Raw genomic sequence first — 25,232 nt, 5'->3', positions numbered from 1 at the left:
GGGTGAACACCATTATTACTTCATTAGCATGTTTCGAAATAAAGGATTCATTACATGGACAGACTAGCCAGTTCACAAGCCGATCGGTTACTCCTTGATGCAAAAAAAGCCATTCTGCAAGAACAACATCGACGTTTCCAGGACCTTCAACTTGAAGGCCGATGGGATGAGGCCTGGAAACAATTACATGTCACTTTGGCCTGCGCGGCGGATTTACTCAAAGACTCCGTCAACATGCTCGAACAGGTTGTCGCCAAGAAGAAATTACCTCCGTACAACTCAACCAACCAATCACCGGGGTTCAATGATTCGATCAACCCGAATCCCCCTTCGACCCATTAGGACTATTTGATCATCCATCGGGCATGAGGATCTTTGAGTTACACTTTCATTGATCCGACCAACCTGTGAAGATCCCCGGCCAACATTCGCAAGTCATGACAAGCTTTGGCCGACTGAAAGACTCCATTGGTGGTCTGACGGGTGGTTTGGGTCATAAATTCTAAATCACTGGCAATTTGTCGCGTTGCCGACGATTGCTCTTCTGTCGCATTGGCAATTTGTTGGATCTTTCCCACCGTGGCATTGATCATAGAATGAATGTTTGCCAATGCCTCTCCGGTTTTATTGGCCAACGCCACCCCATGGCCGACCTGGCTTGTACCTTGATCCATGGACGAAACAGCACTTCGGGTATCTTTCTGAATCTGCCGGATCATATCTCCAATTTCTTTAGTTGCCTTGGTTGTCCGTTCTGCTAATTTTCGCACTTCATCGGCAACCACAGCGAACCCCCGCCCTTGTTCACCCGCCCGCGCAGCCTCAATGGCCGCATTGAGTGCCAACAAATTGGTCTGATCCGCAATATCCTCAATCACGCAAACGATTTCTCCAATTTGGTCCGAAGACCGCCCGAGCGTGGTAATAATATTAGCGGCCTGCACCACCGCCTGAGAAATCTGTTGCATGCCCATCACGGTTTGGGTCATCTCTTCCTGTCCGCCTCGCGCGGTTTTGGCTGTTTCCTGAGCAATCCGTGCAGCTTCCGTGGAACTTTGTGCGACTTCTCTCGCAGTTCTTGTCACTTCCTCCACCGTGGAAACTGACTGAATCACTCGAGCATTTTGCCCTTCAGCAGCCTGAACAACTTCATCCGCCGTCGTGGAAAGCTGCACAGTGGAACCCACAAGACGGTTTGTCACATGCTTGACAGATGCCACCGCCACCCGCATCTTTTCAATAAACGAATTGAGATCGTGACTGAGTTCCACAATTTCATCAGACCCCTTTTCAACTGACACTTGTTTCGTCAGATCACCTTCGCCCCGTGCAATGTCACGAGAGATTCCCATTAAGGCATGAAGAGGTTGCAGAACAAGCCTATACACCAGGCAGTACACCGCACTCAGGAAAATGACGATGATCCCGGCCATCCACATCCCCGAATGGAGCACCGAACTGACCATCGCCTCTTTGGCCTGCGTTATCGGAATTGAAAGGGACAACACGCCAAGCACATCACCCATTTTTTTTCCGCCATGACAACTTACACAGGCTTCGACGGTAGCCACATCTGCGCTCGCTCGTCGAAAGGTGGGAACCCCGTTGATCGTCTCAATTTCACTGACACTATTCTCTCCATTCTTAATTCGCTCAAGAGCCTTTTGTTCAAAGGTATCTTTCGGTGCATTGGCGGGATTCATCGGCTGATCGCTGACGAGCCGTGCCTGATACACACCCACCACCCCCAATTCCTGGCCGATTTCCTGTATGGCAGTGGCGGGAAAAGGAATGGCATCGGGATCTTGCTCATGATCCCGAGACACATGCAGATTGGAGCCCATGGACGATTGTTTTAATTTTCCCACATAATTTTTGGCAATATAGGCTCTCGTGACCTCAAATTGTGCTTGAATAATCTTTCCTTGTTCTTCCAAAATCATCTGCAACCGGCCAAGCTCTTGTTGGTATATCACCCCTAGGCTACAGACAATTAATCCGACGGCTAGCGTCCCCAGAATTAATACGAATTTAGGACCGATTTTTAAACGCCGCATACACTTCTTTCACGAGGGACACATCAATAAAATGATGGCATTACCTTTTTAGCGTAAAACGACTCAGAGATGTTTGCAGGTCCTCCGCCAATGCCGCAAACTGCTTGGTGGCCGTCGCCACGCCCTGAATGTGGCTTTCATTATCCTGGCTGAGTTGCGCCACCTGTTGAATACTCGAAGAGATTTGCCCTGAGACCGCAGACTGTTGTTTCGTGGATTCGGCAAAATGTTGAATCATATCCACCACCCGTTGAACCCCTTGCACAATCTCCGTCAATCGACTCCCGGCTTCTCTGGCCAGCGCCATTCCGGAATGCGCCTCCTCCGTTCCCGCTTCCATCGAACGAACCGCTTCGTGAGTCCCAGCCTGTACCGATTCGATGACCGTCGCAATTTCCTTTGTTGCCTTCCCCGTTCGCTCGGCGAGTTTCCGAACCTCATCTGCCACCACAGCAAACCCTCGTCCCTGGTCTCCTGCCCTGGCAGCTTCAATGGCCGCATTGAGGGCCAACAGATTCGTCTGTTCCGCAATATCTTCAATGACTCCAATAATGTCGCCAATATCTTTGGACCGTTGTCCTAATTTCTGAATACGGCCGGCAGATTCCTGTATCCGGCTTGAAACCGATTCCATCCCATGAATAGAAGAGACCACAACATCTCCACCCCTGACTGCTGAATCATTGACTCCTGTGGCCGTCGAAGCCAAGGCCTGCGTGTGACGGGCCATATCATCGGCAGTGGCAGACATTTCTTCAACCGCCGCAGCCACCTGAGTGGCTTGGTGAACTTGTGATTGGCTGGCCTGAACGACCTGATGGCCAACCGATGACAACTGGACCGACGCTTGAGACAGAGAGTGAGCGACGTTCCTGGTTTGCAAAAGCATCCGACTTAATTCATCCAACAAGTTATTCAGAGCCAAACCCATTTGTCCGAGTTCGTCTTGAGTCTTCACGGGAACCCGGTGGGTCAAATCCCCCTTCGAGGCTTTCGCCGCCACTTCCCACACGGGTTTCAATCGGCTCACAACTTTTCTTCCCATCAGAATCCCAATGGGGACCACCACAAGAAGCCCCACCAGCATCTCCAACAGGGTTTTGTTCGTCAGACTCCTGACATGACTGAACGCTTCATCCTCTGGAACTTGCACCAACACCGACCAATGCAGTCCCAAAGATCGGGCTCCCCCGGACATCGGACTAAAGCCAATGACTTGATTCGTCTGTTTTCCGGGATGGAAATTCCTGGCGTTTCCGGATTGGCCCTGAACAGCGGATTGTGCGGCATCAAGTCCCAACTGAGCCAGATTGGACTTAAATACCACATTGTCGAAATCATGAGTCACTTCTTCGGTTCCATAGACAGCCGGAGCATATTCCAGCAATGTCATACCCTGGTCATCCTGCAGGATAAGTTCCGCATGGGAAAACCCGGCTTTTTTTAAATCCTGATATGCCTCTTGAAAAAAAGTTTCAATCTTTGAAAATTTCATACGATGGCTCCCATACCCAACCACTCGGCCCCGGGCATAGAGAGGAACAGAGAGCCCAATCGTCAAACCACTTTCTCGGGGAAAGAGTGCCTGCACATCCAGATCTAGCATGACGCTTTCGACAAAGACCTCCTGGCTCACATTGCTTCTTGAAGAAGGCTCTGTAGGACTGTCCCTCTCTCCGGCCCCTCGGAGGGCCCGAAACCACGGAGTCGATTGATAATTTTTTCCATATAATTTCTCCGTCTGAAGAGGCAGGCCTTCTGCATCATGATCATTCACAGCGATCAAATTACCATCCAGATCCACCACTTGAACCAGAGAGTACATCCCGGTTACCTGAACATACGTATTTAAGGCCTGCACTAATTTGTATGAGGGACTCACAGCTTGTTCCAATTGCTCTGGAAGACTAGAGAACGTACTCCGACTCAGAATTTGGGCATCCGCAGCGCGCTCAGCGAGATAGAGGTGAATTTTTTCAATAATCACTTCTGCCAGCTCTTGGTATTGGACTCCAACCTCCTTTTTCAAAACCTCTGCAGTCTGAAACAATGAATAGACCTGTACACTCAGAGGAATCAACGAAAAAAACACGAGAATCCAGACTAATTTTGTTGTAATGCCTACATTCCACGTCGCCTTCATCATTGGTATCCTTTTAATACACGTTTCATGTGTCTCGTCATATGGCCGTAAAATCTTTTCTTCCCCTCCAACGATACGTTTACCTTTTAAAACCCCACCACGAATCCCTAAGACTTTCCTAGATGTTCAACCAATTTGTCCCGAAGGTCCGTTGGATGAAATTTGGTCACATAATCTGTTACACCCAAAGCCTTGCCTTTATCCACATTGCACTGGCCGGACAAAGAGGAATGCATCAAAATCGGGAGGCCCTGCAATCGGGGATCTTCACGGATAGCCTTCGTCAGGGAAAACCCATCCATTTCCGGCATTTCGATGTCGGTAATCACACCCACTACAAAATCAAAAATGGTGCGCTCCGTTTTGTCACTCAATTCCGCATACCGTCGTAACCGGGTGAGCGCCTCTCTTCCTGTTTGTGTTTCTTCGTACTTCATGCCCAATCGTTCCAATGTTTTGGTAATTTGTTTTCTGGCCACCAGCGAGTCATCGGCAACCAGGACACGTTTCCCGGCTAATTCCTCGTGCAGTTCAATGCCAACGAAAACCTCTTCCTCACTTCGTGGATGCAGCTCGGCCAAGACCTTTTCCACATCCAGAATTAACACCATTCGGCCATCTTCCAATTTGGTAATAGCCGTGACTGCCCCTTGCCGGCTCGACTGGACCATCGGTGGAGGTATTTGAATACGTTCCCACGACATACGAATGATCCGATCAACGCCCGCGACCAAAAATCCTTGTTTGTTATCGTTATACTCCGCAATGATTAACTTCGCACCAACAGGATCCAACGGTCCAAGTCCAATCGCCTGCTTCAAATCCACTAAAGCAATATTTTCTCCACGAAGATTCACCAGACCCAGAATTCGAGGATCGGAGTCGGGAATTTTCACTACAGGTGGGAGCTTCATGACTTCACGAATCTTAAACACATTTATTCCGTAGGTCTCATGAGTCCCAAAATGAAACATTAATAGCTCCATCTTATTGGCACCGGCTAGTCCGGTCCGTTGGTCAATTTCAGCCATCCATTTTGCCATTACGGTCTCCTCAGACTTCCATTCAGCACAGGAGGGATCATTCGTCTAACCTTCATCTTTGGGTCGTTGCCCGTCCGTCTCAAATATTCTCTGACCACTCAGATCCAACTCACGCTTGACCGATTAGCGCATACCGGTATACGTTGACGCCTGCACTTCCCGCACTAAATCGGCCATATCCAGAATCAACACCACTTTGCCATCCCCGGTTATGGTTGCTCCCGCCACGCACTTCACGTTTGCCAAAAATTCTCCCAACGATTTAATCACAACCTCCTCTTGTGCCCGCAATCGATTCACCACAACTCCAAACTGTTGCTCCCCGATCTTTACGACTACCACATAGCATTCCTCTTCAGTCCGGTCCCTAGGAATATGAAAGGTTTCTCCCAGATCCAGCAGCGGTAGAATGCGTTCACGGAGGTTCAACACCGCCTGTCGATTGATACTTTTAATTTCATCTTTGGTGACTTTGACGGCCTCGACCACGGAAGCCAGCGGGATAGCAAATGTGGCACATTCCACCTCTACCATGAGGGCTTGAATAATAGCCACGGTCAGCGGAAGCTTGATCGTCACGCGACTCCCTTGACCCGGATCGGAATCTAACTCCAAACTGCCATTCATTCGGCTAATATTGGTTCGCACCACATCCATGCCCACGCCACGACCTGACACATCGCTCACCTGGTCCGCCGTACTAAACCCTGGAAGAAAAATTAAATTCATAATTTCCCGAGGACTCATAGAATCCAGTTCGGATTGAGCCACCAGACCTTTTTCGAGGGCTTTTGCAGCAATTTTCTCAACTTGTAATCCGCGACCATTATCCTCAATCCGAATCACAATGCTGTTACCTTCCTGCTGGGCGGACAACCGCACATACCCTTCAGGGCTTTTGCCGTGTTGTTTCCGGTCGGCTGCCGATTCCAAGCCATGGTCCATCGAATTTCTCACCAAATGGACCAATGGATCACTTAATTCGTCGGCCACGGACTTATCGACTTCGGTATCTTCTCCCACTAATTCCAATCGCACTTGCTTCCCTAGCTTACCGGCCAAATCTCGGACCAACCTGGGGAATCGTGAAAACACCTTTCGAATGGGAACCATACGTGTTTTCATCACCGCCAATTGCAAATCAGAGGTCACCAGATTGAGTTGCGCCAACGTCATATTTAATTCCCGGAGAGCGGGATTGATCTCATCTTGCTCTTCCAGGCCATTCCCCAGTTTCATGAGACGGTTTCGATTCAATACCAATTCTCCCACCAGATTCATGACATGGTCTAAGCGTTTGGTTTCAACTCGAACGGTCTGATCTTCTTCTTTACCGCCCGATAGCTTGGATCCCGGAGCACTAGCGGCCTGGACGGTTCGGGTCGTGGCTTCTTTCATTTTATGTAATACATCCGACAATCCAACGGGACCATCAGTAACGGCCTCAGGCTCCGGTACCCCTTCACCCCCTACCGGTCCCTCAAGGAGCGGATCCTCATAAGGAGAAGACAAGGAAGAAGTATCAGGGGCCTCAGGCAAAGAAGACGCCGTCATCTCTGCCGGAGGTGGAGAAGAAGCGTAAGGGATCGTGTCCATTCCTGCCTTTTTGGAAGGAGAGACAGACAGCATCAGATCGTCGGCGCTATCCATTGTTAACGCCAATTTATTTACAATGCCCTGGGTCTCGACATGGGAATCTCCTCCGGTCTCCCGAATATCGGTTTGGAGCATTTTCACGGCATCCACAGCTTCCAAAATGATATCGATTATGAAGGGAGAAACCGTCATCTCACCCTGTCGCAACTTGTTCAACAAACTCTCAGCTTGATGCGCCACTTCCACCAAATGGGTAAACCCCAAAAAGCCGGCGGATCCTTTCATACTGTGCATACACCGGAAAATCTCGTTAAGCAGTTCGGTGTTGGAAGGCTCCGTTTCCAACTTTACGAAATGTTGGTCCAGGGCTTCCAGCATTTCAGAACTTTCCGCCAAAAAGTCGTTGAGGATTTCTTTCATTTCGTCATTCATCGATCACCTGCTCTCAGTTCCTAGACTTTTTTCAAGCCATGGAACACCCTGAGACGTTACGCTGAGTATTTGTGCATAAACATTAGGACATTCCGTATTCGGACATGATGCTATCTACCAGATCTTGTTGCAGGGCTGTTGTTTTGGATGATTCCAACTGGCGCAGCATTTCATACCCCCGTCCTTCACTCGATGAACCGGCTCCACCTTTCGTTTGCTGAATTCCAAAAATGACCACCAACTTTAACAATTTATGTTGAATTTCATTTAAAATCGTCACGAGCTTTGCTACGCGTTGGGCCACGAGATCCTGGAAAGACAGTGCCACATGAATATTTAACAGTCGTCCTTCATCCGACTTCACCAAAGCTAAAATTGCATCAAGATCCTTAACCGCCCTCCCGGCCACATTAGCCCGTAATTGTTCCAAATGATGTTGAACCGCCTCCCGGTTTCGTTCCAGTTCTTCTGTCAAACTGAGAACCTTATGCGTTCCGTCTTCCGTCATCTTGGCAAGATCATGTAAATGTGATGTAGCTTGAGGCAGTTGATCCGAAGTGGAAGTCACCGGAGATTCCATTTCCCGGATTGTTTGGGTAATCACTTCAACATACTTGGCTAATTCCTCCATTTCCGCTTTAATCGAACGCTTCTCATCCAGGCCCTCGTCGGATATTTCTTCATCGCCTGGTACATCGGCCTCAATCATCCGATCCACGAGCATAAGATTCTCCTTTATATGTTTATATTCGGAGGATGTCCTTCCCAGTTATGACGTTTTTGTCGGCTGAACATTGCCAAATATTTTTTCCAATTTTCCTTGTAAGACCTCTGCGGTAAACGGCTTAACGACATAGTTGCTGACCCCTGCTTGGACTGCCTCGATTAAATTTTCCTTTTGTGCTTCAGCCGTGACCATCAAAAACGGGAGCGCTTTTAATTCTGCATCGGCACGAACCGCCCGCAAAAGCTCAATACCCTGCATCACGGGCATATTCCAATCCGACACTACCAACCCAAAGCCGCCGGCCTTCAATTTCGTCAAGGCATCCTGCCCGTTTTCAGCTTCCACGATGTCCGTAAAACCGATTTGACGCAACACGTTTTTAACAATTCGACGCATGGTAGACATATCGTCTACCACCAACACTTTCATCCCGGTATCGATCATGATGCGCTCCTTACGCCTTGGGGCATAGAATCCCAGGCAATTTCGGGTTTTCCAACCAATGAAATTTTTTCTTTAACGGTACACGTGCATATTGTGATGATCATAACGTGGCATATTCGAAATTCGGTTAACTTCTCTGTGATCTTTAGCCGTCTCTGGAAATTCACAGGTCGGTCCATGTTCATAATTTAAAAGAATGTAAACCTTCTCCCAAGGTCGGTTCGACCTCATACTTTTTTTTAATAATTCGTGATGCCGGGATTCAGAAAATACCCAACACAACTGACGACATAGGAACAAGTACAATTAGACAGAAATGTTGGGAAGGAGAGAATGAATTTTAGTGGGAAGAGGAGAGAGCCAAAATTTAATGAGTTGAGAGTTTCAATGCCTATCAAAAAATGGCCTTGCTCATTCCGGGGCATCTTGCCCCCAGAATATGAGCAGGTCATTTCTGTGGCTCCCGGCCTTTCCTCCCGCGAGAGAGTCAAAGGCCTTCAGCGAGAAGTTAGTTCAAACTAAAGCGGTCCCGAACCCCCTGTTGAGCCCCAGCACCAACCATCACCGAATCTCCACCGGCATTTTGAACCCAGGATTCAATTTCCTCCCGAACAAAACGCCAGTGTTTTCCAACTTTATGCCCTGGGAGCCGACGTTCTCTCGCTAGCTTGTAAATGGTCGACTTTGGAACTTTCAAAAATGTCGAGACTTCACTTAAGGTCAGCAAATCTTTCATTGTGGCACCCTCATTAGAGTTTGGTCTGTAATGTTTGTGGTATCGGACTGATCATGTGGAAACTTGAGACTTCTTCCCGGATAGTTGGAAATTGTGTTCACCTCACCCATTTATTTCAGCCTTTGTGCCATGGTCATTCTGTGTACCTCCTTTCCCGAGAGAAATGGGTTCAAAGGAACGCCCAAACTTTTCTCCTTGAAGGGCAATCAGGCGTTCGAATTTACCGATCAACCGTTTGACCATCCGATCTAGTCTGATCACCGTCGAATTCAGATGCGAAAATCCTGCCGTGACTGCCGTGAGTTCGATTTGTTCCGCTTCTTTCTCTTCATGCATGGCGTGCAACGCACTCAGCGCCCCTTTCATCTGATGAGCAAGCCTTTGAAGCTCTTGACGATTCTGCATATGAATGGTTTGATGCATCCCTTTAAGTAGGTCAGGGGCTGTGGCATTGAAAATGTGGAACAAGGAATACAGCAATTCTTCATCCCCCTCCAGGACTTGCAACGCGGCAGAGATGTTATAACCTTCTCTGCTTGCTGGGTACTGAGGAGAGGTTCTCTCCTGGTGAGCAGTTCCGGACTGTTTGGTGGCAACCGAATGAATCCCTGCCCGTTCGGCAGCATGTGTCTTAGAGGAGGATGAATCCAAGCTATTGGGAGGAAACCCTACCCATCGCCGGAGTATTCGCTCAAAATCTCGTAAATGAACCGGCTTAAAAAGACAATCATCCATACCGTTCTCCAGGCATTTTTGCCCATGCTCAGAAAGCACATGAGCCGTCATCCCAACAATCGGAATATGGAGTACCGGAGGCGAACCCGAACCATGATGGCGATGCCAATACGCAGCGGTATAAACCAATGCTCCAGCATGCTCCAATTCCCGAATCCGCTGCGTAATGACCAACCCATCCATGTCGGGAAGTTCCCAGTCCATTATAATGCAATCCACCACTAACTCTTTCAACAAAGTCAAAGCTTGAACTCCCGTGTCCACGATGATCACCTGACATCCGAGTTTTCCCAACATGCCGGCTGCGACCCGTTGATTCACCGGATTATCTTCCACAACCAGCACCGAAGGTCCGGCCTGCTTATTGAGCAGGGGCTGCTCGGGAACCTTAACCGGTCTCTGCACTATTTCAACGGGATGTGGCTCAGTCACTCTCGGTAAATCTGACAATCCGGGATGGTCGGTTTGGCCGAATACGCAGTAAAAAAATTGCTTACGGTGCAAGGGAAGCGTGATCATCCCGTCAAACTTCACACTGGTTTCTTCATCAACCTTGCGATGCCAAAATGGCTTCATACCCAAAACTTTAACGTCCTGAAACAGCGAAGAGGATCGCAATCGTTCAAACCAATCATGAACTGCCGCTTTCTCCAGTAGATTACTCAGAATAACTCCCACGACGAGACCGTCCGATCCGTGGACACTTTCGTATAAGGTAATCGCCTCCTGAATGCTGGGGATCGACACGACCTTGACACGAACTTCATGAAGAAGTTTCGCCATCACCCACCCTGACGATTCCTGGGGGCCGATCACCCAGACCTCCTTCCCCGCAACCGATATGCCCTCCGTACTAGGAAAATGAGGTGTCCATGATGCCCCACAGGGGATGTCAACCCAAAATGTTGATCCCTGATTTGGTTGACTCTTCACCCCGACGGTCCCGTGCATCAGCTCCGCTAATTGCTTGCAAATCGCTAACCCCAAACCGGACCCTCCAAATTTTCGACTCATGGAACTATCCGCCTGGGTGAACACGTGAAAAATTTTTTCCTGCACCTCTTCTGACATACCAAGGCCAGTGTCTTGTACAGATAAGTGAATCCACAACCGATTCTGTACGTCGGGATCACCGGAAGGTTGATCAACCCCACCCAGGGAATCATCACACTCGGCACTCAATGGATGAAGCAGCGAACCACGCAGAAGGACCGATCCCTCCATCGTAAACTTGAGAGCATTGGAAAGATAATTACAAAGAATTTGTCGTAAACGATGAGGATCGCCAAACAGCTGGGAGGGCACATCAGGGTCGACATAGGCAGCCAAATCCAGACCCTTTCGATAAGCCCGCTCTGAAAACAAATCAACGACCTCTTCAAATAAGGACGTCAAATTGAACCCAATATTTTCCAGGGCCAATTGACCAGACTCAAGCTTTGAAAAGTCTAAAATATCGTTAATGATGGTCAGCAACCCCTCACCGGACATACGGATAATGTTGACACATTCCTGTTGCTCGTGATTGAGAGAGGACGCAAGCAAGACCTCCGCCATACCAATCACTCCGTTTAAGGGAGTGCGAATTTCATGACTCATCACAGCCAGGAACGCTGCCTTGGCTCGGGTAGCAGATTCAGCCTTCATTAATGCCCGATCCAATTCATGATTTTTCGCTTCCAAGGTATCCGCAAAGGCGGACAATTCCTCTGCGGCTCGCTTGGGTTCCGTGATATCCATGCCATACCCCCGAAGTAAACCCAAGTCGGCATGGGGAGCGAATGTCCACGAATACTGTCTCTCCCCAACACTCACTTCGTAATGCATCTCCAGATGTTTTTGGGACAAACAACGCTTAGCCAACTCTAAAAACCGATCCGGCAGGGCCGTGGAAAAACCGTCCTGACCAATATGGGCTTCCTCCATCAGGCGAACCATGGCGGGATTGGCATACAGCAGTTGACCTGCCGAGTCGACTTCAATCACCGGAAATGGATTTTCCTTTGGAATGGACGCTAATCGGCGGGTTTCTTCGGTCAATTTCATTTCTGAACTGAGATCTCGAAACATCAACAGGAATCCAGAAGCCTCCACGTCATCGACCACAAGGCCCTTCAATTCCACCCAACACCATGTCCCCTGACGCCTTCGCAAACGGGTTCGCGGAACCCAAAGCATCTTTTTTTCAAGCAGTAAGCCTGACAACGGGCAGATGGCCGTGCCGGCTTCGTCACAGGGGACCAGACATTCCAAAAGATCATGACACGAAACATTCGTGGGACAAGCGGCTCCCCACCCTAACAGCCGGGAGCCGGCTAAATTCATATGGGTGAGTTGACCATCCCGATCAACCAGACAGACTCCGACCATCAAACCATCCCAAAGGGTCTGGAACAAGAGAGGATTACACCACATGAGTTAGGAGAAAATTTCGCGAAGGTTAATAGAAGGACCTGCAGAATCAAGCACTTTCGTAATCCTCACTTCATACTTTAATTCTGAATGAGTCCCTAAATTTCTCACCTCGGGGTTCTTGAGAATCTCGCCGGTGCATGTCCTGAAAATTTTCACTTGCGGTCTCACGCTCATCTCAGGATTCTGCTTCACCACCACGGCATCCTCACCCGTGGAAAGTTGAACAACAGTGCCGACAGGATACACTCCCAACACACGAATCATGGCTTCGACAAATCGCGTCGGGAACTTCCCCTTTTGTGCTTCTTGGTAGACTCGCCGAATCGCTAAGGCCACAGGAAATGACCCACCGGCATTCCCCACAGCGAGCAACTCATCAACATAATCGGTGAGTCCCAATAAAATTCCAGAATCGGAGACCGGCTTCCCCCCTAAAATGGTGGAATACCCTGAGCCATCTAGATAGGCATGATGCTCCTGCACCATATAAACGATGTCCTGTGAAAATTCCGAATGTTTATTAATCAGCGCCACTCCCATATCGACATGTTGCTGTAACAACGAATAATCAATCCCAATGCTCCCCCATCGTGACTGAACCAGGTTGAGAGGCAGCCGCATATAGCCGACATCATGTAATAACGCGGCAACGGCAATCTCTTCAAGTTGCTTCACCTCCCACTTGAGTTGGAGACCAACGAGAATCGACAACAAGGCTGTATCAACAACATGCGAGTAAAGGGTGGGATCAAACTGTTCAAGATGCTCAATAAGCATAATCTCGGCGAGCACGGTAGGGTGGGCTAAGGCTTTTTCCACAAAGACCCTGGCCGTCTCCTGCATGGCGACATGGGGAATGGCCTGACCGGTTTTGACGCCTTCGAACATGTCTTCCAAGGCCGCAATCGTATCCCCACGCAACCGTATTAACCGTTCTTGATGGTCATCTTCCAGTCCATCCCTTCTTTCTAGAGAGCATGACAAGGACTCATGACCGGATGATTCATGCTGATCGAAAGGCGTCTTTGAGTCCGAATGACACTCAAGGGTGTCCTGGAGCGGAAAGGATTGGGTATCGGTCGGGACATCAAGCCCCTTGGCAGTATCAATTTCGACTTCATGAATGCCGGACTGGAGCAATTGCTGCACATCGCGGGAAGAAAGCAGTCGGCGGTGACGAAAGAACGGCGACTTCCACCAGGAATCGAGAATTCGAACCAAATACATGCCTGCACATATCTCTGAACAGACAAGACGTTTTCGAGTCGTCATAGATGAGGACGCTCCGCAGGAAAGGCAATTCCTGGAATGGTTGAAGCATGAAAGGTCAGCCGAATCGCCCACCTCCCCCCTACGTCTTCCGACAGACGCCGGCATTCCCGACATTGTTTATCAAGAATCCATCTTCGCTTTTCCCGATGGATTCCCGCTACCCACCGGCGGGGATGGTGGAAAACTGTTGTCATTGGGTTCACGCCTTGCCCTTACCTTTACCTTTACCTTTACCTTTACCCTTACCTTTACCCTTACCTTTACTACTCACGCTCTTCCCTTTCGTTTCATGATCTTTATCAAGGTTCAATTGGTGAGGGAGATAATTCAGGCCAGAAAAAGGAAAATGAGGATTATACCTCCGATGACACAACCGTCATTTGAGGAACTTCACCAATTGTCTGATAAATGGGGATCATTTTGGCAACATTGGCTAAATCTAAAACCTGGCGAACATAAGGTTGGGGATTCACGAGACTAAGGGGGATTTTTTTACTTTTAAGAGTTTGATGGGCAATGACCAAAATACCCAATGCGGAACTATCCACAAACGATACCTCTCCAAAATTTAAGACAATCGGCAACTCTTCTTTCATTGCCTCTCCTAAGCTGTCTTTAAAAATTTTTCTTACGCCAAAATCAAACCGTCCCGACAGATGCACGACCACGACATTTTCACTCTTTTCCTGTGTAACATTCATATACTCCTCCATGGTGTATGCCAAGAACCCTCCTTGACGATCCTGTGATCATCCAACTCAATTTATCGGTGAGGATTCGCAAAGAATTAATCACTCCTGCATAATCACTTTACCGTCAGATGGATTAACTCCATAACAGTGAAGAAAACTGCGATTGGCGCTTGATTGGCATTATGCCGCCATAGTTTTCTCTAACCCCTCCACAATTTATTCTCAGAACCACACAGAGTAAAGCGGTCATGAGTAAGAGATCCGTTCGTGCTGGGGAAGTCGAATGCGACTGTCCGATTCTATCGAGGGATAACAATTTAACGTATTGAAAGGTTACGCCTATCAACTGGCACAATCTGAACCGATCCATCCATAAAAAACCACACCCCCCACTAATCCTTCTTTACTCGGTACACTGATGTACCATTCACCGGAACACGCTCAAAATGATCATCCACGGCCAACGTCGTTTCCGTAGCTCCGAGAATCAAATACCCATGAGGGGCGAGAATGCCTCGAATACGTCGAAGAATATCTTTCCGGGTCTCCATATCGAAATACATCATGACATTCCGCATGAACACCAGATCCATTGGCGGAAAAACCAGCCACAGACCAGCCAGGTTCATCTCATGAAACTCGATCCTGTCCCGCACATCATCACGAATCTGCCACTCCATCCCTTGCCGTGAAAAATAAGTATTCAGCATAGGCTGAGAAAGACCCCGTTTGACTTCGAAGGGTCCATATCGCCCTTCCTGACCACGTCTGACCATTTCCTGGGAAAACTCAGTGGCAATCAAACGAATGTGCCAGGACGTCAGTTCCGGAAAATGGTGCAAAATCGTCAAGAGAATTGAATAGGGTTCCTGTCCGCTGGAACTGGCCCCGCACCAAATATGTACACGCTTGGCATCCCTATTTGTTTGAATCACTTCCGGCAGGAGCCGGTCTTTTAGTGCTTGAAATAGAATGAGGTCCCGAAAAAAACTTGTTTCGTTGATGGTCATGGCCTCCACAACCCGCTTGTGTAATGGGCCATAGGAAGTCTGTCGGAGGTGAGAAACCAGATCTGCTATTGATTTAAAGCCTTCCTGTCTGGCAAACGGCTCAAGCCGTGATTGCACTAAATAGATTTTCTCCTGCTCTAAAATCATGGCTGCCTTCGCCCGGACCAAGGTCCGGATATACGCAACATCTTCAAAGGTTATTTCTGGGACCACTATGCTTCTACTGGTAATTCGGCTAATAAGGAAACGAATGAATACGCACGTTCAAGGTACGCTCCTCGATTAAAGCCCATACACCGGAATGCACATCTCCCAGACCTGAAGGAAAAATGCAACACAGAGGCAACTTGGCCTCTATGGAAATTCAACCAAGTCCAAAAAAGAGGAATAAGATGAGGGCTCACAAGTATAGGGAAAACCTCAACGACCTCCCCATGGCAAATTGTACAATGAAAAAGTTCCGCCTCACGATGACAGGAGAATCACAAGGACCATTAAAAAGGCAATTGTGTCCATGTCTCGTGACCTTACCTACCCGGGAGGCTCCATCTAATGCGGAACCAGCATTTTCAAATGAGCCAGCATGGCCGCAGGGATGTCGTGTAGAGGAAGAATTTTGTCGACTCCTCCAGCCTTGATGGCCTCTTTTGGCATCCCAAACACGACACAGGATGCTTCATCCTGGGCAAAGTTAAAGGCTCCGGCCTGTTTCATTTCCAACATACCGGCAGCTCCGTCATTCCCCATTCCGGTCAGAATCACCCCAAGACTATTCCCCCCGGCAAACCGCGCGACTGATCGAAACATGACATCTACCGAAGGACGAAATCGGTTGACCGGTGGCGCTTGATTGAGAGAGACATAATAACGGGCACCGCTTCGGCGAAGTTCCATATGATAATTACCCGGCGCCAGCAAGGCCTGTCCGGGCAGGACGCTGTCACCTTCCTGAGCTTCTTTCACGTGAATCTGGCATAGGTCATTCAGCCGGTTCGCAAACGATTTCGTAAATTGCTCCGGCATATGCTGCGTCATAATGATGGGTGGAGTATTCGGTGGCAGCACTTCCAATAATTCCCGTAGTGCTTCGGTCCCACCCGTTGACGCACCAATGGTTATAATCGTGTCAGTGGTTTTAATCATCGCGGATTGGGCAGCCAGGGCTTTAATCCGTTCAGTACAGTCAGCAGGTGGAGTTCGTTTTTTCACGCTGGCGAGGGCGGCGATCTTCACTTTGCTGATAATTTGATGAGCTAAGTCCGAGAGCCCGTGCTGAATATCCACTGTGGGCTTCGTCACAAAATCCACAGCACCGGCTTCCAAAGCCTGTAGCGTCGTCGCGGCTCCTTGTTCAGTTAACGAACTCACCATCACCACCGGCATCGGCCGCGCGGCCATAATTTTCTGCAAAAAGGTGAGCCCATCCATTTTTGGCATTTCCACATCTAATGTCAGCACATCAGGATTCAGAGCCTTCATCTTATCCCTGGCGGCGTAGGGGTCAGGAGCCGTTCCAACCACCTCAATTTCAGGATCCTGCGCTAAAATTTCCGTCATGACATTTCGAATTAACGCCGAGTCATCTACAATCAACACGCGTATTTTTTTCTCATTCATACGGTTCCCTTCTGTGACAAAATTATTCCCTACTAAAGGAGTGAAAAGTCAGAAGTTAGAAAAAACCACCTGCAGCCTTTTGGTCCCTAAGCTCTCTTATCCCCTGTCTGGACTCCTTACTGTGAAAAGCCCTTTTCTTTGCACATCCTTCGTCATGCCCGACAGGTCTCCACGGGAAGCCATTAGCCATTTTTGAATGGATACCCGCAAAACCCCTGCGGATTTGACGAAGGGTGTCTTTCCTCTTCACGCCTTACGCTTTTCCCCTTACCGCATTCCCGACTGAGACTTCACCCGTAACGTCTTACTTTTTCCTCAAAATAGCGTGACGTCCGATTGCACCGGAGCATGTTGAAGCTTCTTCCGATACTGCCCCTCCTCCTTCGCAATCTCACTGGCCACGATACGGTCGAGTTTTTTCATGAGCACTTTTCCCGAATCGGTAAAATAATATACCTTCCGGGGACAGACATCTCCGATATCCGCCTTGATAGGCGACAGCCCCTCCTGTTCCAAAAAGGCGAGAGCCCAGACGGCATTTTGGGCCCCAATATCAATGGTGCCATCATAAATTTTCCCACCGCCAAAGACCTTCGCTTCGAGTCGCTCCTTTTTCCCGCCTCGCTTGAAAATATCGTTCATCAGCATTTCCATGGCAAAACTGCCGTATCGTCCTGAATCCGCCCAATTATCGTGTCCTTCAGTATTGGAAGGAGCCGCTAACATGAAATGATTCATCCCTCCCACGCCGGCCAGTGGATCTCTCAAACACACTGAGATACAGGAACCCAACACTGTATAGATGACTTTGGGCTCCTGGCTCACAAAATATTCACCAGGGAGAATGACGGCCACTTCATAAGGAAAGCGGGTATCCTGCATGCGGCGAATATGTCCAAATTCCATCAATCCTGTTGATGACATAATTTCCTTACCTTAAGGAGTACACCGTCAGGAGCAGGAGAAACGGGATGATGGTTTTCTTCTCCACGTCTCACTCCACTCACGCCTTACTATTCACGCCGACCGGTTTTTGATAAATGGTTGGGCGGAGATACGTAAATTGATGGTCGATCCATTGCAAACTTTCTGAATGTCCGATAAATAAATACCCCCCAGGCCGGAGATACCGGAAAAATTTCTCCATGAGCTTAGCTTGGGTGGGACGATCGAAATAAATCATGACATTCCGACAAAAAATCACATCCAGTTGACTGCGTATGGGAAATGTCGGGTCCATTAAGTTTATCCGTCGAAAGGCCACAAGACGTGCGACCTGAGGGCGCACCTGCAGTTTTCCCGACTGCGGACCTTTTCCTCGGAGAAAATGTCGTTTCACCAGATCATTGGGAAGTTGACTGACCCGCTCTTCCTCATAGATAGCCGAAGAGGCCTTTGCCAACATACGCGTAGAAATATCCGAGGCGAGAATTTTGATGTCCCATCGATTGATATCGGCAATCGCATCAGACAAGGTCATGGCAATCGTATAGGGTTCCTCCCCGGAAGATGACGCAGAAGACCAAATCCTCAAGGTCTTGGACGATTGCACCTCTGGAAGAACCTGGTCTCGAAGAAAATCAAAGTGCACCGGCTCCCGATAAAACTCCGTCTTATTCGTCGACACCAGATCCAGCAATTTGATCAACTCCTCTTCCCCGCCTTTCCCGCTTACGCAGTCGTAGTAAGCTTGATAGGAGGAAAGGTGAAGATCCCGAAGCCGTTTTCCCAAACGAGACACTAAGAGGGTTTTTTTTGGCTCATCAAGTTTGATACCAACCTGCTGATAAATCAGATGCTTAAACAGTTCAAATTCCTTGTCGGTCAACATTGCGGTCATCATCTTGTCCTTTATGGGCAATAACACCAAAGCCACCAGTGGGGAAGCGAGCAGCGAAGAGCAAAGAATGAACAGTCAGAATTAAAAAGTGAACAATCAGAACTTCGCCTTTTGCCTGCCCCCTCAATCCTTACCCCCTACTTTTTCTATGCCCTAAGCGACAATGGTGAGAAACTCCTCCCACCATCGCTCTCACTCACGTTTCATATCGAAGCTTCCGGAGTCCAACCACCACATTCATGTGTCCCAATTCTATGGTGATAATCGTGAGGCCGGAACACAAAAAGAGAACCGGCATAAACAGAGACCAATATTGCTCGAAGGCTCAGCCAAACCCATCACGCCCGACAAGCCATTGCTTGGTGACATACGCCACTAGTCAAAGACCTACCTGACCGCAGGCAACCATCATCAAATTCCTGTGTTCGGTCACATCATGTCGCTTGGCGGCACGGATTCCAAATAGCAATAGACCATAGGCCGTGGTCACTCCGACCGGAACCAACTTCCATAAAAGACTTTCAATGGCCATATTTTCTGCTGGAGGATTTCCGTTCAAGGAGCTTAATGAAGTGGAAACAATCGGTAAGGAACCTAAGGAAAATATGACCTCATGAGGCGTGAAAGGATAGACGATTCGCTTTACCCCTCATCCTTCAGCCTGACTACTTCCTTTTTTCGCTTCCACCTCGTCTTATCGGTACACCTATGACCGAATTGAAGGTCCGGAGATACTTTTTCAAAAAAGGAAACCCAGGGGGAATAAAAAAAGGCGAGGAAGGTTGTGAAACCCTCCCCGCCTTTGCTCAAGACGATTAGTCTTAAAATGAAATTATTTCAGTCTGACAACAATGGCTCCCATAAAGTCACCCTTCTTCCAATCTTTTTTGGTCGTCTTAGGATGTTTGTTATGGCAATCGGCACAGCTGTCCGCAATAGCATAATCGGCGGACATGCCAACGGTCGCCCCGCCATCTTCCGTCACGATCACTTTTTCTTTTCCTTTGGCTAATTCCGCTAACATTTCCTTTTCTTTTGCACTCTTGGGTGCATTGGACGCATACAAGGGATCGGTTCCCACCAAGGACAGATCAAATTCTTTTATTTCCTTTCCTAGTTCTTTCACGAATTGAGCAGGAAGCATCATGCCGTGGTCATCCTTCACCCAATCTTCATCAGGTTTCATGCCACCTTTGCTCGCATCGGCCACCACACCTTTGACGTAAACCGTTCTGGCAGCCTTAGCCGTTGCCAGGATGTACTTCGCCGCCAAATCCTTGGCAGCGTCTGCGGCTTGGCCCACCGGCACCATCAAGGCGAGCCCGATCATGAAGACGACAAACATCATTGCGAATGCAGCCCATCTTCTCATAACAGCCCTCCTCCTGTGAGTGTTGAAAAACATGGCGTGAACAAATCAAACCTTCTTATTCGGCACGCTAGAGTAGCCGACATAACCAGGAACAGTCAATATGAAAGTAACTCTGCCACTCCTTGAGAGGGCATCAAGTCGGAGAAATGAAAAGTGAAGAGGCCCCATTTGCAGAAGCCAGATTCACAAGCCAAAGAAGAGAAAATGACAGAATGAACATATAGAAGGGAAGGATCAGGAGAAAGAAAGGAAACCCTTCGTCAGCGAGAAGATTATTATATGCGGACGGAAAAATTTTTATAAGACGGAAGACGAAGAAAATTTCTTCGCCTTCCGCCTCACCCTTTACAGTTCCTTAGAATTCTTCAAAAAAATCATCCGCGGACTTTTTATGCCCGTTGGACGCCGAACTCCCAACGCCCACAGCAACCTCTCTTTTATTGGGAGAATGCTTTCCCTGTGCTGCACCGGTAATAGAGGAGACCGCACGAGAATGAGACCCCGTTCCGCCGGTCGATTGAGGGTGAACAGCTGCACGGGTTTTCGCCATGATCTCCGAACGTTGAGACCCGGACTCAGTCTGGACCTTGAAAAACTCGACCTGCCGCAACAGATCCTCAGCTTGTTGCGCCATGGACTGGGACGCTGAAGTCGCCTGTTCCACTAAGGCCGCATTTTGTTGTGTGCCTTGGTCCATCTGCATCACCGCCTTATTCACCTGATCAATCCCCGCCGCCTGCTCCTGGGACGCCGCGCTGATTTCCGAAATAATATCCGTTACCCGTTTAACCGAGTTCACAATCTCGGCCAGCGTCTGGCCCGAGCGATTGACCAACTCACTGCCACCCCCGACTTTTTGCACCGATTCGTTAATCAGCGTCTTAATCTCTTTGGCGGCGGTGGCCGAACGTTGCGCCAGATTTCTCACTTCCGAGGCCACTACAGCAAAGCCTCGTCCCTGCTCGCCCGCCCGTGCGGCTTCCACGGCGGCGTTTAACGCCAAGAGATTTGTTTGAAACGCGATTTCGTCGATCACATTAATGATATCCGCGATCTTTTTGCTGCTCTTATTAATCTCATCCATGGCCTCTACAGCTTTGTCCGTTACCGCGCCCCCCTTCTCCGCCACTTCCCGGGCGGCCACCGCCAATTGGTTCGCCTGCTTGGCGTTATCCGCATTCTGTTTAATGGTAGAGGTCATCTCTTCCATGGACGCACTGGTTTCTTCCAAGGCTCCGGCTTGTGCCGAGGTACGCCCGGCGAGATCCGAGGTACCAGCATTAATCTCAGAAGTTCCCGTCGTAATACCGGACACTGCTGTTTTTACGGACGCAATCACTTCACTCACCCGGTCAAACATCATATTAAACGACTCACTGGTTCGGCCGATTTCGTCCTGACTATTCACGCTGGCTCGACCGGTGAGATCTCCTTCCCTAGCTCGCACGGCCATAGACTCCAGACTCTTCATCGGCTGGACCACCAACTTCGCAATCATCAGGTACAACAGCCCCATCATCAAGACACCCACGGCCAGAATCCCCATATACATATTGCTGAGATTCCCTTGTAATTGTGCCGCGGGACCATCCATGGGAATCTGTACTGATACCGCTCCTAACATATCCCCGATTTTTTTTCCCTCATGACAGCCGATACAGGCTTGAGCGGTCGCCAAATCCGGGGTCGCACGGCGGAACATCATTTTCCCATTCACGGTATCGTTTTTGGTAAATTCTTTTTGGCCGCTAGCGAGGGCAACAAGAGCTTCTTTCTCAAAGGTATCTTGCGGAGCATTTTTGGGATTCAAGGGCGTGAGACTCACGATCCTGGCATTAAAGATCCCTTCCTCAGCTAAGAGCTCGGAGGTTTCACGGGCAAATGTGGCCGGAAAGGGAATCGTATCGGGCGCACTATGATCCACGCCGGTATTCATTCCAGCCGCCTTGGCTTTCACCACAAACTCTTTGGTCACATAGGCACGAGTGACCTCTATTTGTTTTTGAACAATATACGCCTGATCGGATAAGACCCGTTCAAGATCCGAATGCAACTGCTGACCGAGCAAATATGCTCCCGCAGCAAGCAACCCCGAGAAGACCAACATAATAGTCATCACCACTTTTGGACCAATGCCTATTGAATTCCAGACTTTCCCCATGCAACCTCCTAATTTCCTTGTTAAATAATCAGACTGGTTTACTAGAACTCTTCAAAAAAATCGTTCTCACGTTGACGGCGATCATGGCCATTCGAGCTGCCCACGCCAACCGGTTGAGACTTAGTCGTTGATTTTGGAGGAGAGACAGCCTTCACCGATTGTAATGGCTGACTCACAGCGGAAGACTTTTTGCCCCTTGCTAACGCAGGCGTGGCTCCAGACCCGCGTTGTCCCCCGGCATACTGCCGGTGCCCTGTCTCTTCTAACTTAAAAAACGCGACTTGACTCAACAGTTCTGTTGCCTGCTGCTTCATAGACTGGGAAGCCGACGTGGCTTCTTCCACCAAGGCCGCATTCTGCTGCGTGCCCTGATCCATCTGCATTACCGCCTTATTGACTTGATCAATCCCAGCCGCCTGCTCCTGGGACGCCGCACTGATTTCGGAAATAATATCCGTCACCCGTTTGACCGAGTTCACTATCTCGCCCAGCGTCTGGCCCGAGCGATTCACTAACTCACTGCCGTCACCTACCTTTTGCACCGATTCATTGATCAGAGCCTTGATCTCCTTGGCAGCCGACGCCGAACGTTGTGCCAGATTCCGTACTTCCGAGGCCACCACCGCAAACCCCCGGCCCTGCTCGCCTGCCCGTGCTGCTTCCACAGCGGCATTTAAAGCCAGGAGATTCGTTTGGAAGGCGATTTCGTCGATCACGTTGATAATATCCGCGATCTTCTTGCTGCTCTTATTAATCTCATCCATAGCCACCACGGCCTTGTCCGTTACCGCCCCACCCTTCTCCGCCACCTCCCGGGCAGCGACGGCTAATTGATTGGCCTGCTTGGCGTTATCCGCATTTTGCTTGATGGTGGACGTCATCTGCTCCATCGACGCGCTGGTCTCCTGCAATGCGCCCGCCTGAGCCGACGTGCGTTGCGAAAGGTCTTCATTGCCCTGGGTGATTTCACCTGAAGCGGTGGAGACATGTTCCGCCGCTTGGCGGACTTCAGACACCACTTTCACCAAATTATCCAACATGGCATTCATCGCCTTACCCATGCTTCCTAATTCATCATTGGATGTCACGGTGACGCGCCGACTCAAATCTCCGTCAGCCGCCCGTTGGGCCACTTCGCTGATGTGAACCAGACTCTTAGCCCCACGACGCCCAACCCACAATCCAACAACCAAAATCAGAACCAGACAAATAATGGCGGTCATGGTTAAATTTCGATTGAAGGCAATGGCCGCAGCCGTAGCTTCGGCTTTAGGAACTCTAACCAGGACCGACCAATTCATCCCCGGATAGCCCAAGGCACCTTTCAGATGGGTATATCCACCCATTTGCCAGATGCTCTTCCCGTCGTGGAGGGCCAATTGATAGCCTGTTTTCCCGTCAACGGCGAATTGTGCGCTTTCTACCCCGGCTTCGGCGAGATTGAGTTTAAACAACGTTTTTTCAAAATCATGAGTCATGTCCTCTGTGCCTTGATTGGAAGGATCATAATCCACAAGAACCTGTCCTTTATCGCCGAGCAGTGAAATTTCCGATCCTGCCCATCCGGCCCCTTTCAGCTCTTGATACGCGGTCTGCACGATTTCTTCCACCAGAGAAAACTTGACCCGGTTGCTCCAATACCCGATCAGATCGCCATCCACATACACCGGTGCAGAAAATCCCAAGGTTAATCCGTCATCTCCCGAATACACCGATTTCACATCTTTATCGACATGGACGTCCTCAATGAAGGTCCCGGTCGCCCTATCATTGCCGGGAGCGGTAAAGGGTTGTTTGGTGGTAAATTCTTTGGCTTCCATCGCCTTAAACCACGGGGCGTCCGAATATTTCTTGGAATAAATGGCCGTGGTGTCGATCGGATTCCCGTTCGCATCCTTGGAGTTGACGGCCATCACATCTCCAACCGGGTCTACCAGTATCGTCAAATAATAAATACCGGATGTCGCAACGTACTGGTTCATTGCACTCGCAATGGCATTATTCTCCTTGCTATACCAATGGTAGCGTTCACCCACAATCCTGTTGAGTCCGAAGGATTGAGGATCCCCATACCGTTCGAACAAATTCCGGTCGATTTTATCCCCGATCGTCTCCGCCATGGCTTGCACACGCAGACCGGCAGCGGTTTCCATTTCCCCGGTAGCCGAAGATCCCAAGTACCCCACCGCGGCCATCGGTACAATGCCAAAGATGGCGAACAACACCACCAACTTGGTTGTAATTCCCAAACTGAAAATTGTGTTCACCATCCTGTTCATAAGATCCTCGCTGACTTCTTTAAAGTTGTTGTTGGCCGCCGGTGTGCCGGACCATCCATGGTCCCTTTCGTTCCCGGTCAGGCATGGACCTCAGCTTGTTCTTCCACGTCTTGAATTTTTTCCACGACGATGACTTCCTCCTCCGTGAGAACCCGATCAATGTCCAACAGGGTCACTAAGCGATCCTGGGCATTACCGATGCCGGCGATAAACGTGACATCGACCGAGGTGCCCATGTCCGGAGGGGCCTGGATATCCTTGGCATTCATATCCAACACATCGGACACCGCATCGACCAGAAAGCCCATCACACGATTCCGGACATTAACCACAACCACCACGGTGAACGACGTGGGTTCGGTCACCCCCATGCCGAATTTCATGCGAAGATCTACAATGGGCACAATTGTGCCACGAAGGTTGAGCACCCCTTTGAGAAATTCCGGGGTATTGGGGATCCTGGTCACCGTGGTGTATCCCTTAATCTCCTGCACTTTCAGAATATCCACTCCGTAATATTCATCCGCCAGATTGAAGGTCAGATATTGTTGATCGTCCCTGGCATACGTCGTTCGAATCGAGCGTTGTTCTGTGGGTTCACCTGTTGCGGTGGTCATCATTAGGCTCCTTTGTTATGAACATCATCTTTATGGCTCAATAC

21 protein-coding genes are annotated in these 25,232 nt (G+C 49.3%); 1 reads left to right on the top strand and 20 read right to left on the bottom strand.

Annotated elements, in window-relative coordinates:
- Window positions 1-54 precede the first annotated feature (54 nt).
- Entirely contained in the window at window positions 55-342 is a 288-nt protein-coding gene (locus ACTRXD_RS21520) for a hypothetical protein (protein ID WP_442433826.1), read from the top strand.
- A 38-nt stretch (window positions 343-380) separates the two neighbouring features.
- On the opposite strand, the gene ACTRXD_RS21515 is transcribed toward ACTRXD_RS21520, so the two are convergent.
- The 20 genes from ACTRXD_RS21515 to ACTRXD_RS21420 form a co-directional block, all read right to left on the bottom strand.
- Window positions 381-2,057: a methyl-accepting chemotaxis protein gene (locus tag ACTRXD_RS21515; protein WP_442433825.1), complete on the bottom strand. Its 1,677-nt coding sequence runs from the start codon at window positions 2,055-2,057 to the stop codon at window positions 381-383.
- A gap of 40 nt (window positions 2,058-2,097) precedes the next feature.
- Entirely contained in the window at window positions 2,098-4,203 is a 2,106-nt protein-coding gene (locus ACTRXD_RS21510) for a methyl-accepting chemotaxis protein (protein WP_442433824.1), read from the bottom strand.
- Between the two features lie 104 nt (window positions 4,204-4,307).
- Window positions 4,308-5,243, bottom strand: coding sequence for a chemotaxis protein (locus ACTRXD_RS21505; RefSeq protein WP_442433823.1), 936 nt, complete (start codon window positions 5,241-5,243; stop codon window positions 4,308-4,310).
- Between the two features lie 123 nt (window positions 5,244-5,366).
- The gene (locus ACTRXD_RS21500) at window positions 5,367-7,271 is read right to left on the bottom strand and encodes a chemotaxis protein CheA (RefSeq protein WP_442433822.1); all 1,905 of its coding nucleotides are present in this window, start codon (window positions 7,269-7,271) and stop codon (window positions 5,367-5,369) included.
- An 82-nt stretch (window positions 7,272-7,353) separates the two neighbouring features.
- Window positions 7,354-7,995 carry a protein phosphatase CheZ gene (locus ACTRXD_RS21495; protein ID WP_442433821.1) on the bottom strand — a complete coding sequence of 214 codons (642 nt, stop codon included), beginning with the start codon at window positions 7,993-7,995 and terminating at the stop codon, window positions 7,354-7,356.
- Window positions 7,996-8,040: 45 nt separating this feature from the next.
- On the bottom strand, window positions 8,041-8,442 hold the full coding sequence (locus tag ACTRXD_RS21490; protein ID WP_442433820.1) for a chemotaxis response regulator CheY: 402 nt from the start codon (window positions 8,440-8,442) through the stop codon (window positions 8,041-8,043).
- Between the two features lie 508 nt (window positions 8,443-8,950).
- A complete protein-coding gene (locus ACTRXD_RS21485; RefSeq protein ID WP_442433819.1) occupies window positions 8,951-9,178 on the bottom strand; it encodes a helix-turn-helix domain-containing protein in 228 nt (75 codons plus the stop codon).
- Between the two features lie 102 nt (window positions 9,179-9,280).
- The gene (locus ACTRXD_RS21480; protein ID WP_442433818.1) at window positions 9,281-12,328 is read right to left on the bottom strand and encodes an ATP-binding protein; all 3,048 of its coding nucleotides are present in this window, start codon (window positions 12,326-12,328) and stop codon (window positions 9,281-9,283) included.
- Between the two features lie 3 nt (window positions 12,329-12,331).
- Window positions 12,332-13,600: an HD-GYP domain-containing protein gene (locus tag ACTRXD_RS21475; RefSeq protein WP_442433817.1), complete on the bottom strand. Its 1,269-nt coding sequence runs from the start codon at window positions 13,598-13,600 to the stop codon at window positions 12,332-12,334.
- Window positions 13,597-13,794 (bottom strand): hypothetical protein, encoded by a 198-nt coding sequence (locus tag ACTRXD_RS21470; RefSeq protein ID WP_442433816.1) that lies wholly within the window; start codon window positions 13,792-13,794, stop codon window positions 13,597-13,599. Before ACTRXD_RS21470 ends, ACTRXD_RS21475 begins: the two co-directional genes overlap by 4 nt.
- 159 nt (window positions 13,795-13,953) lie before the next feature.
- Window positions 13,954-14,301, bottom strand: a complete 348-nt coding sequence (locus ACTRXD_RS21465; RefSeq protein ID WP_442433815.1) for an STAS domain-containing protein — start codon at window positions 14,299-14,301, stop codon at window positions 13,954-13,956.
- A gap of 383 nt (window positions 14,302-14,684) precedes the next feature.
- Window positions 14,685-15,515: a CheR family methyltransferase gene (locus ACTRXD_RS21460; protein WP_442433814.1), complete on the bottom strand. Its 831-nt coding sequence runs from the start codon at window positions 15,513-15,515 to the stop codon at window positions 14,685-14,687.
- Between the two features lie 336 nt (window positions 15,516-15,851).
- A complete protein-coding gene (locus ACTRXD_RS21455) occupies window positions 15,852-16,919 on the bottom strand; it encodes a protein-glutamate methylesterase/protein-glutamine glutaminase (protein WP_442433813.1) in 1,068 nt (355 codons plus the stop codon).
- Between the two features lie 315 nt (window positions 16,920-17,234).
- Entirely contained in the window at window positions 17,235-17,843 is a 609-nt protein-coding gene (locus ACTRXD_RS21450) for a chemoreceptor glutamine deamidase CheD (protein WP_442433812.1), read from the bottom strand.
- Window positions 17,844-17,922: 79 nt separating this feature from the next.
- Complete coding sequence (locus tag ACTRXD_RS21445) at window positions 17,923-18,762, bottom strand: CheR family methyltransferase (RefSeq protein ID WP_442433811.1); 840 nt, start codon at window positions 18,760-18,762, stop codon at window positions 17,923-17,925.
- Window positions 18,763-19,138: 376 nt separating this feature from the next.
- Entirely contained in the window at window positions 19,139-19,291 is a 153-nt protein-coding gene (locus ACTRXD_RS21440; RefSeq protein WP_442433810.1) for a hypothetical protein, read from the bottom strand.
- A 300-nt stretch (window positions 19,292-19,591) separates the two neighbouring features.
- Window positions 19,592-20,131: a c-type heme family protein gene (locus ACTRXD_RS21435; protein WP_442433809.1), complete on the bottom strand. Its 540-nt coding sequence runs from the start codon at window positions 20,129-20,131 to the stop codon at window positions 19,592-19,594.
- Between the two features lie 355 nt (window positions 20,132-20,486).
- A complete protein-coding gene (locus ACTRXD_RS21430) occupies window positions 20,487-22,292 on the bottom strand; it encodes a methyl-accepting chemotaxis protein (protein WP_442433808.1) in 1,806 nt (601 codons plus the stop codon).
- 41 nt (window positions 22,293-22,333) lie between these two features.
- Entirely contained in the window at window positions 22,334-24,562 is a 2,229-nt protein-coding gene (locus ACTRXD_RS21425; RefSeq protein ID WP_442433807.1) for a methyl-accepting chemotaxis protein, read from the bottom strand.
- An 86-nt stretch (window positions 24,563-24,648) separates the two neighbouring features.
- A complete protein-coding gene (locus ACTRXD_RS21420; protein WP_442433806.1) occupies window positions 24,649-25,191 on the bottom strand; it encodes a chemotaxis protein CheW in 543 nt (180 codons plus the stop codon).
- Window positions 25,192-25,232 lie beyond the last annotated feature (41 nt).

The sequence above is a fragment of the Nitrospira sp. T9 genome (assembly GCF_052156535.1).
Classification (GTDB): domain Bacteria; phylum Nitrospirota; class Nitrospiria; order Nitrospirales; family UBA8639; genus Nitrospira_E.
This window is presented reverse-complemented; position numbering and strand designations above follow the sequence as displayed.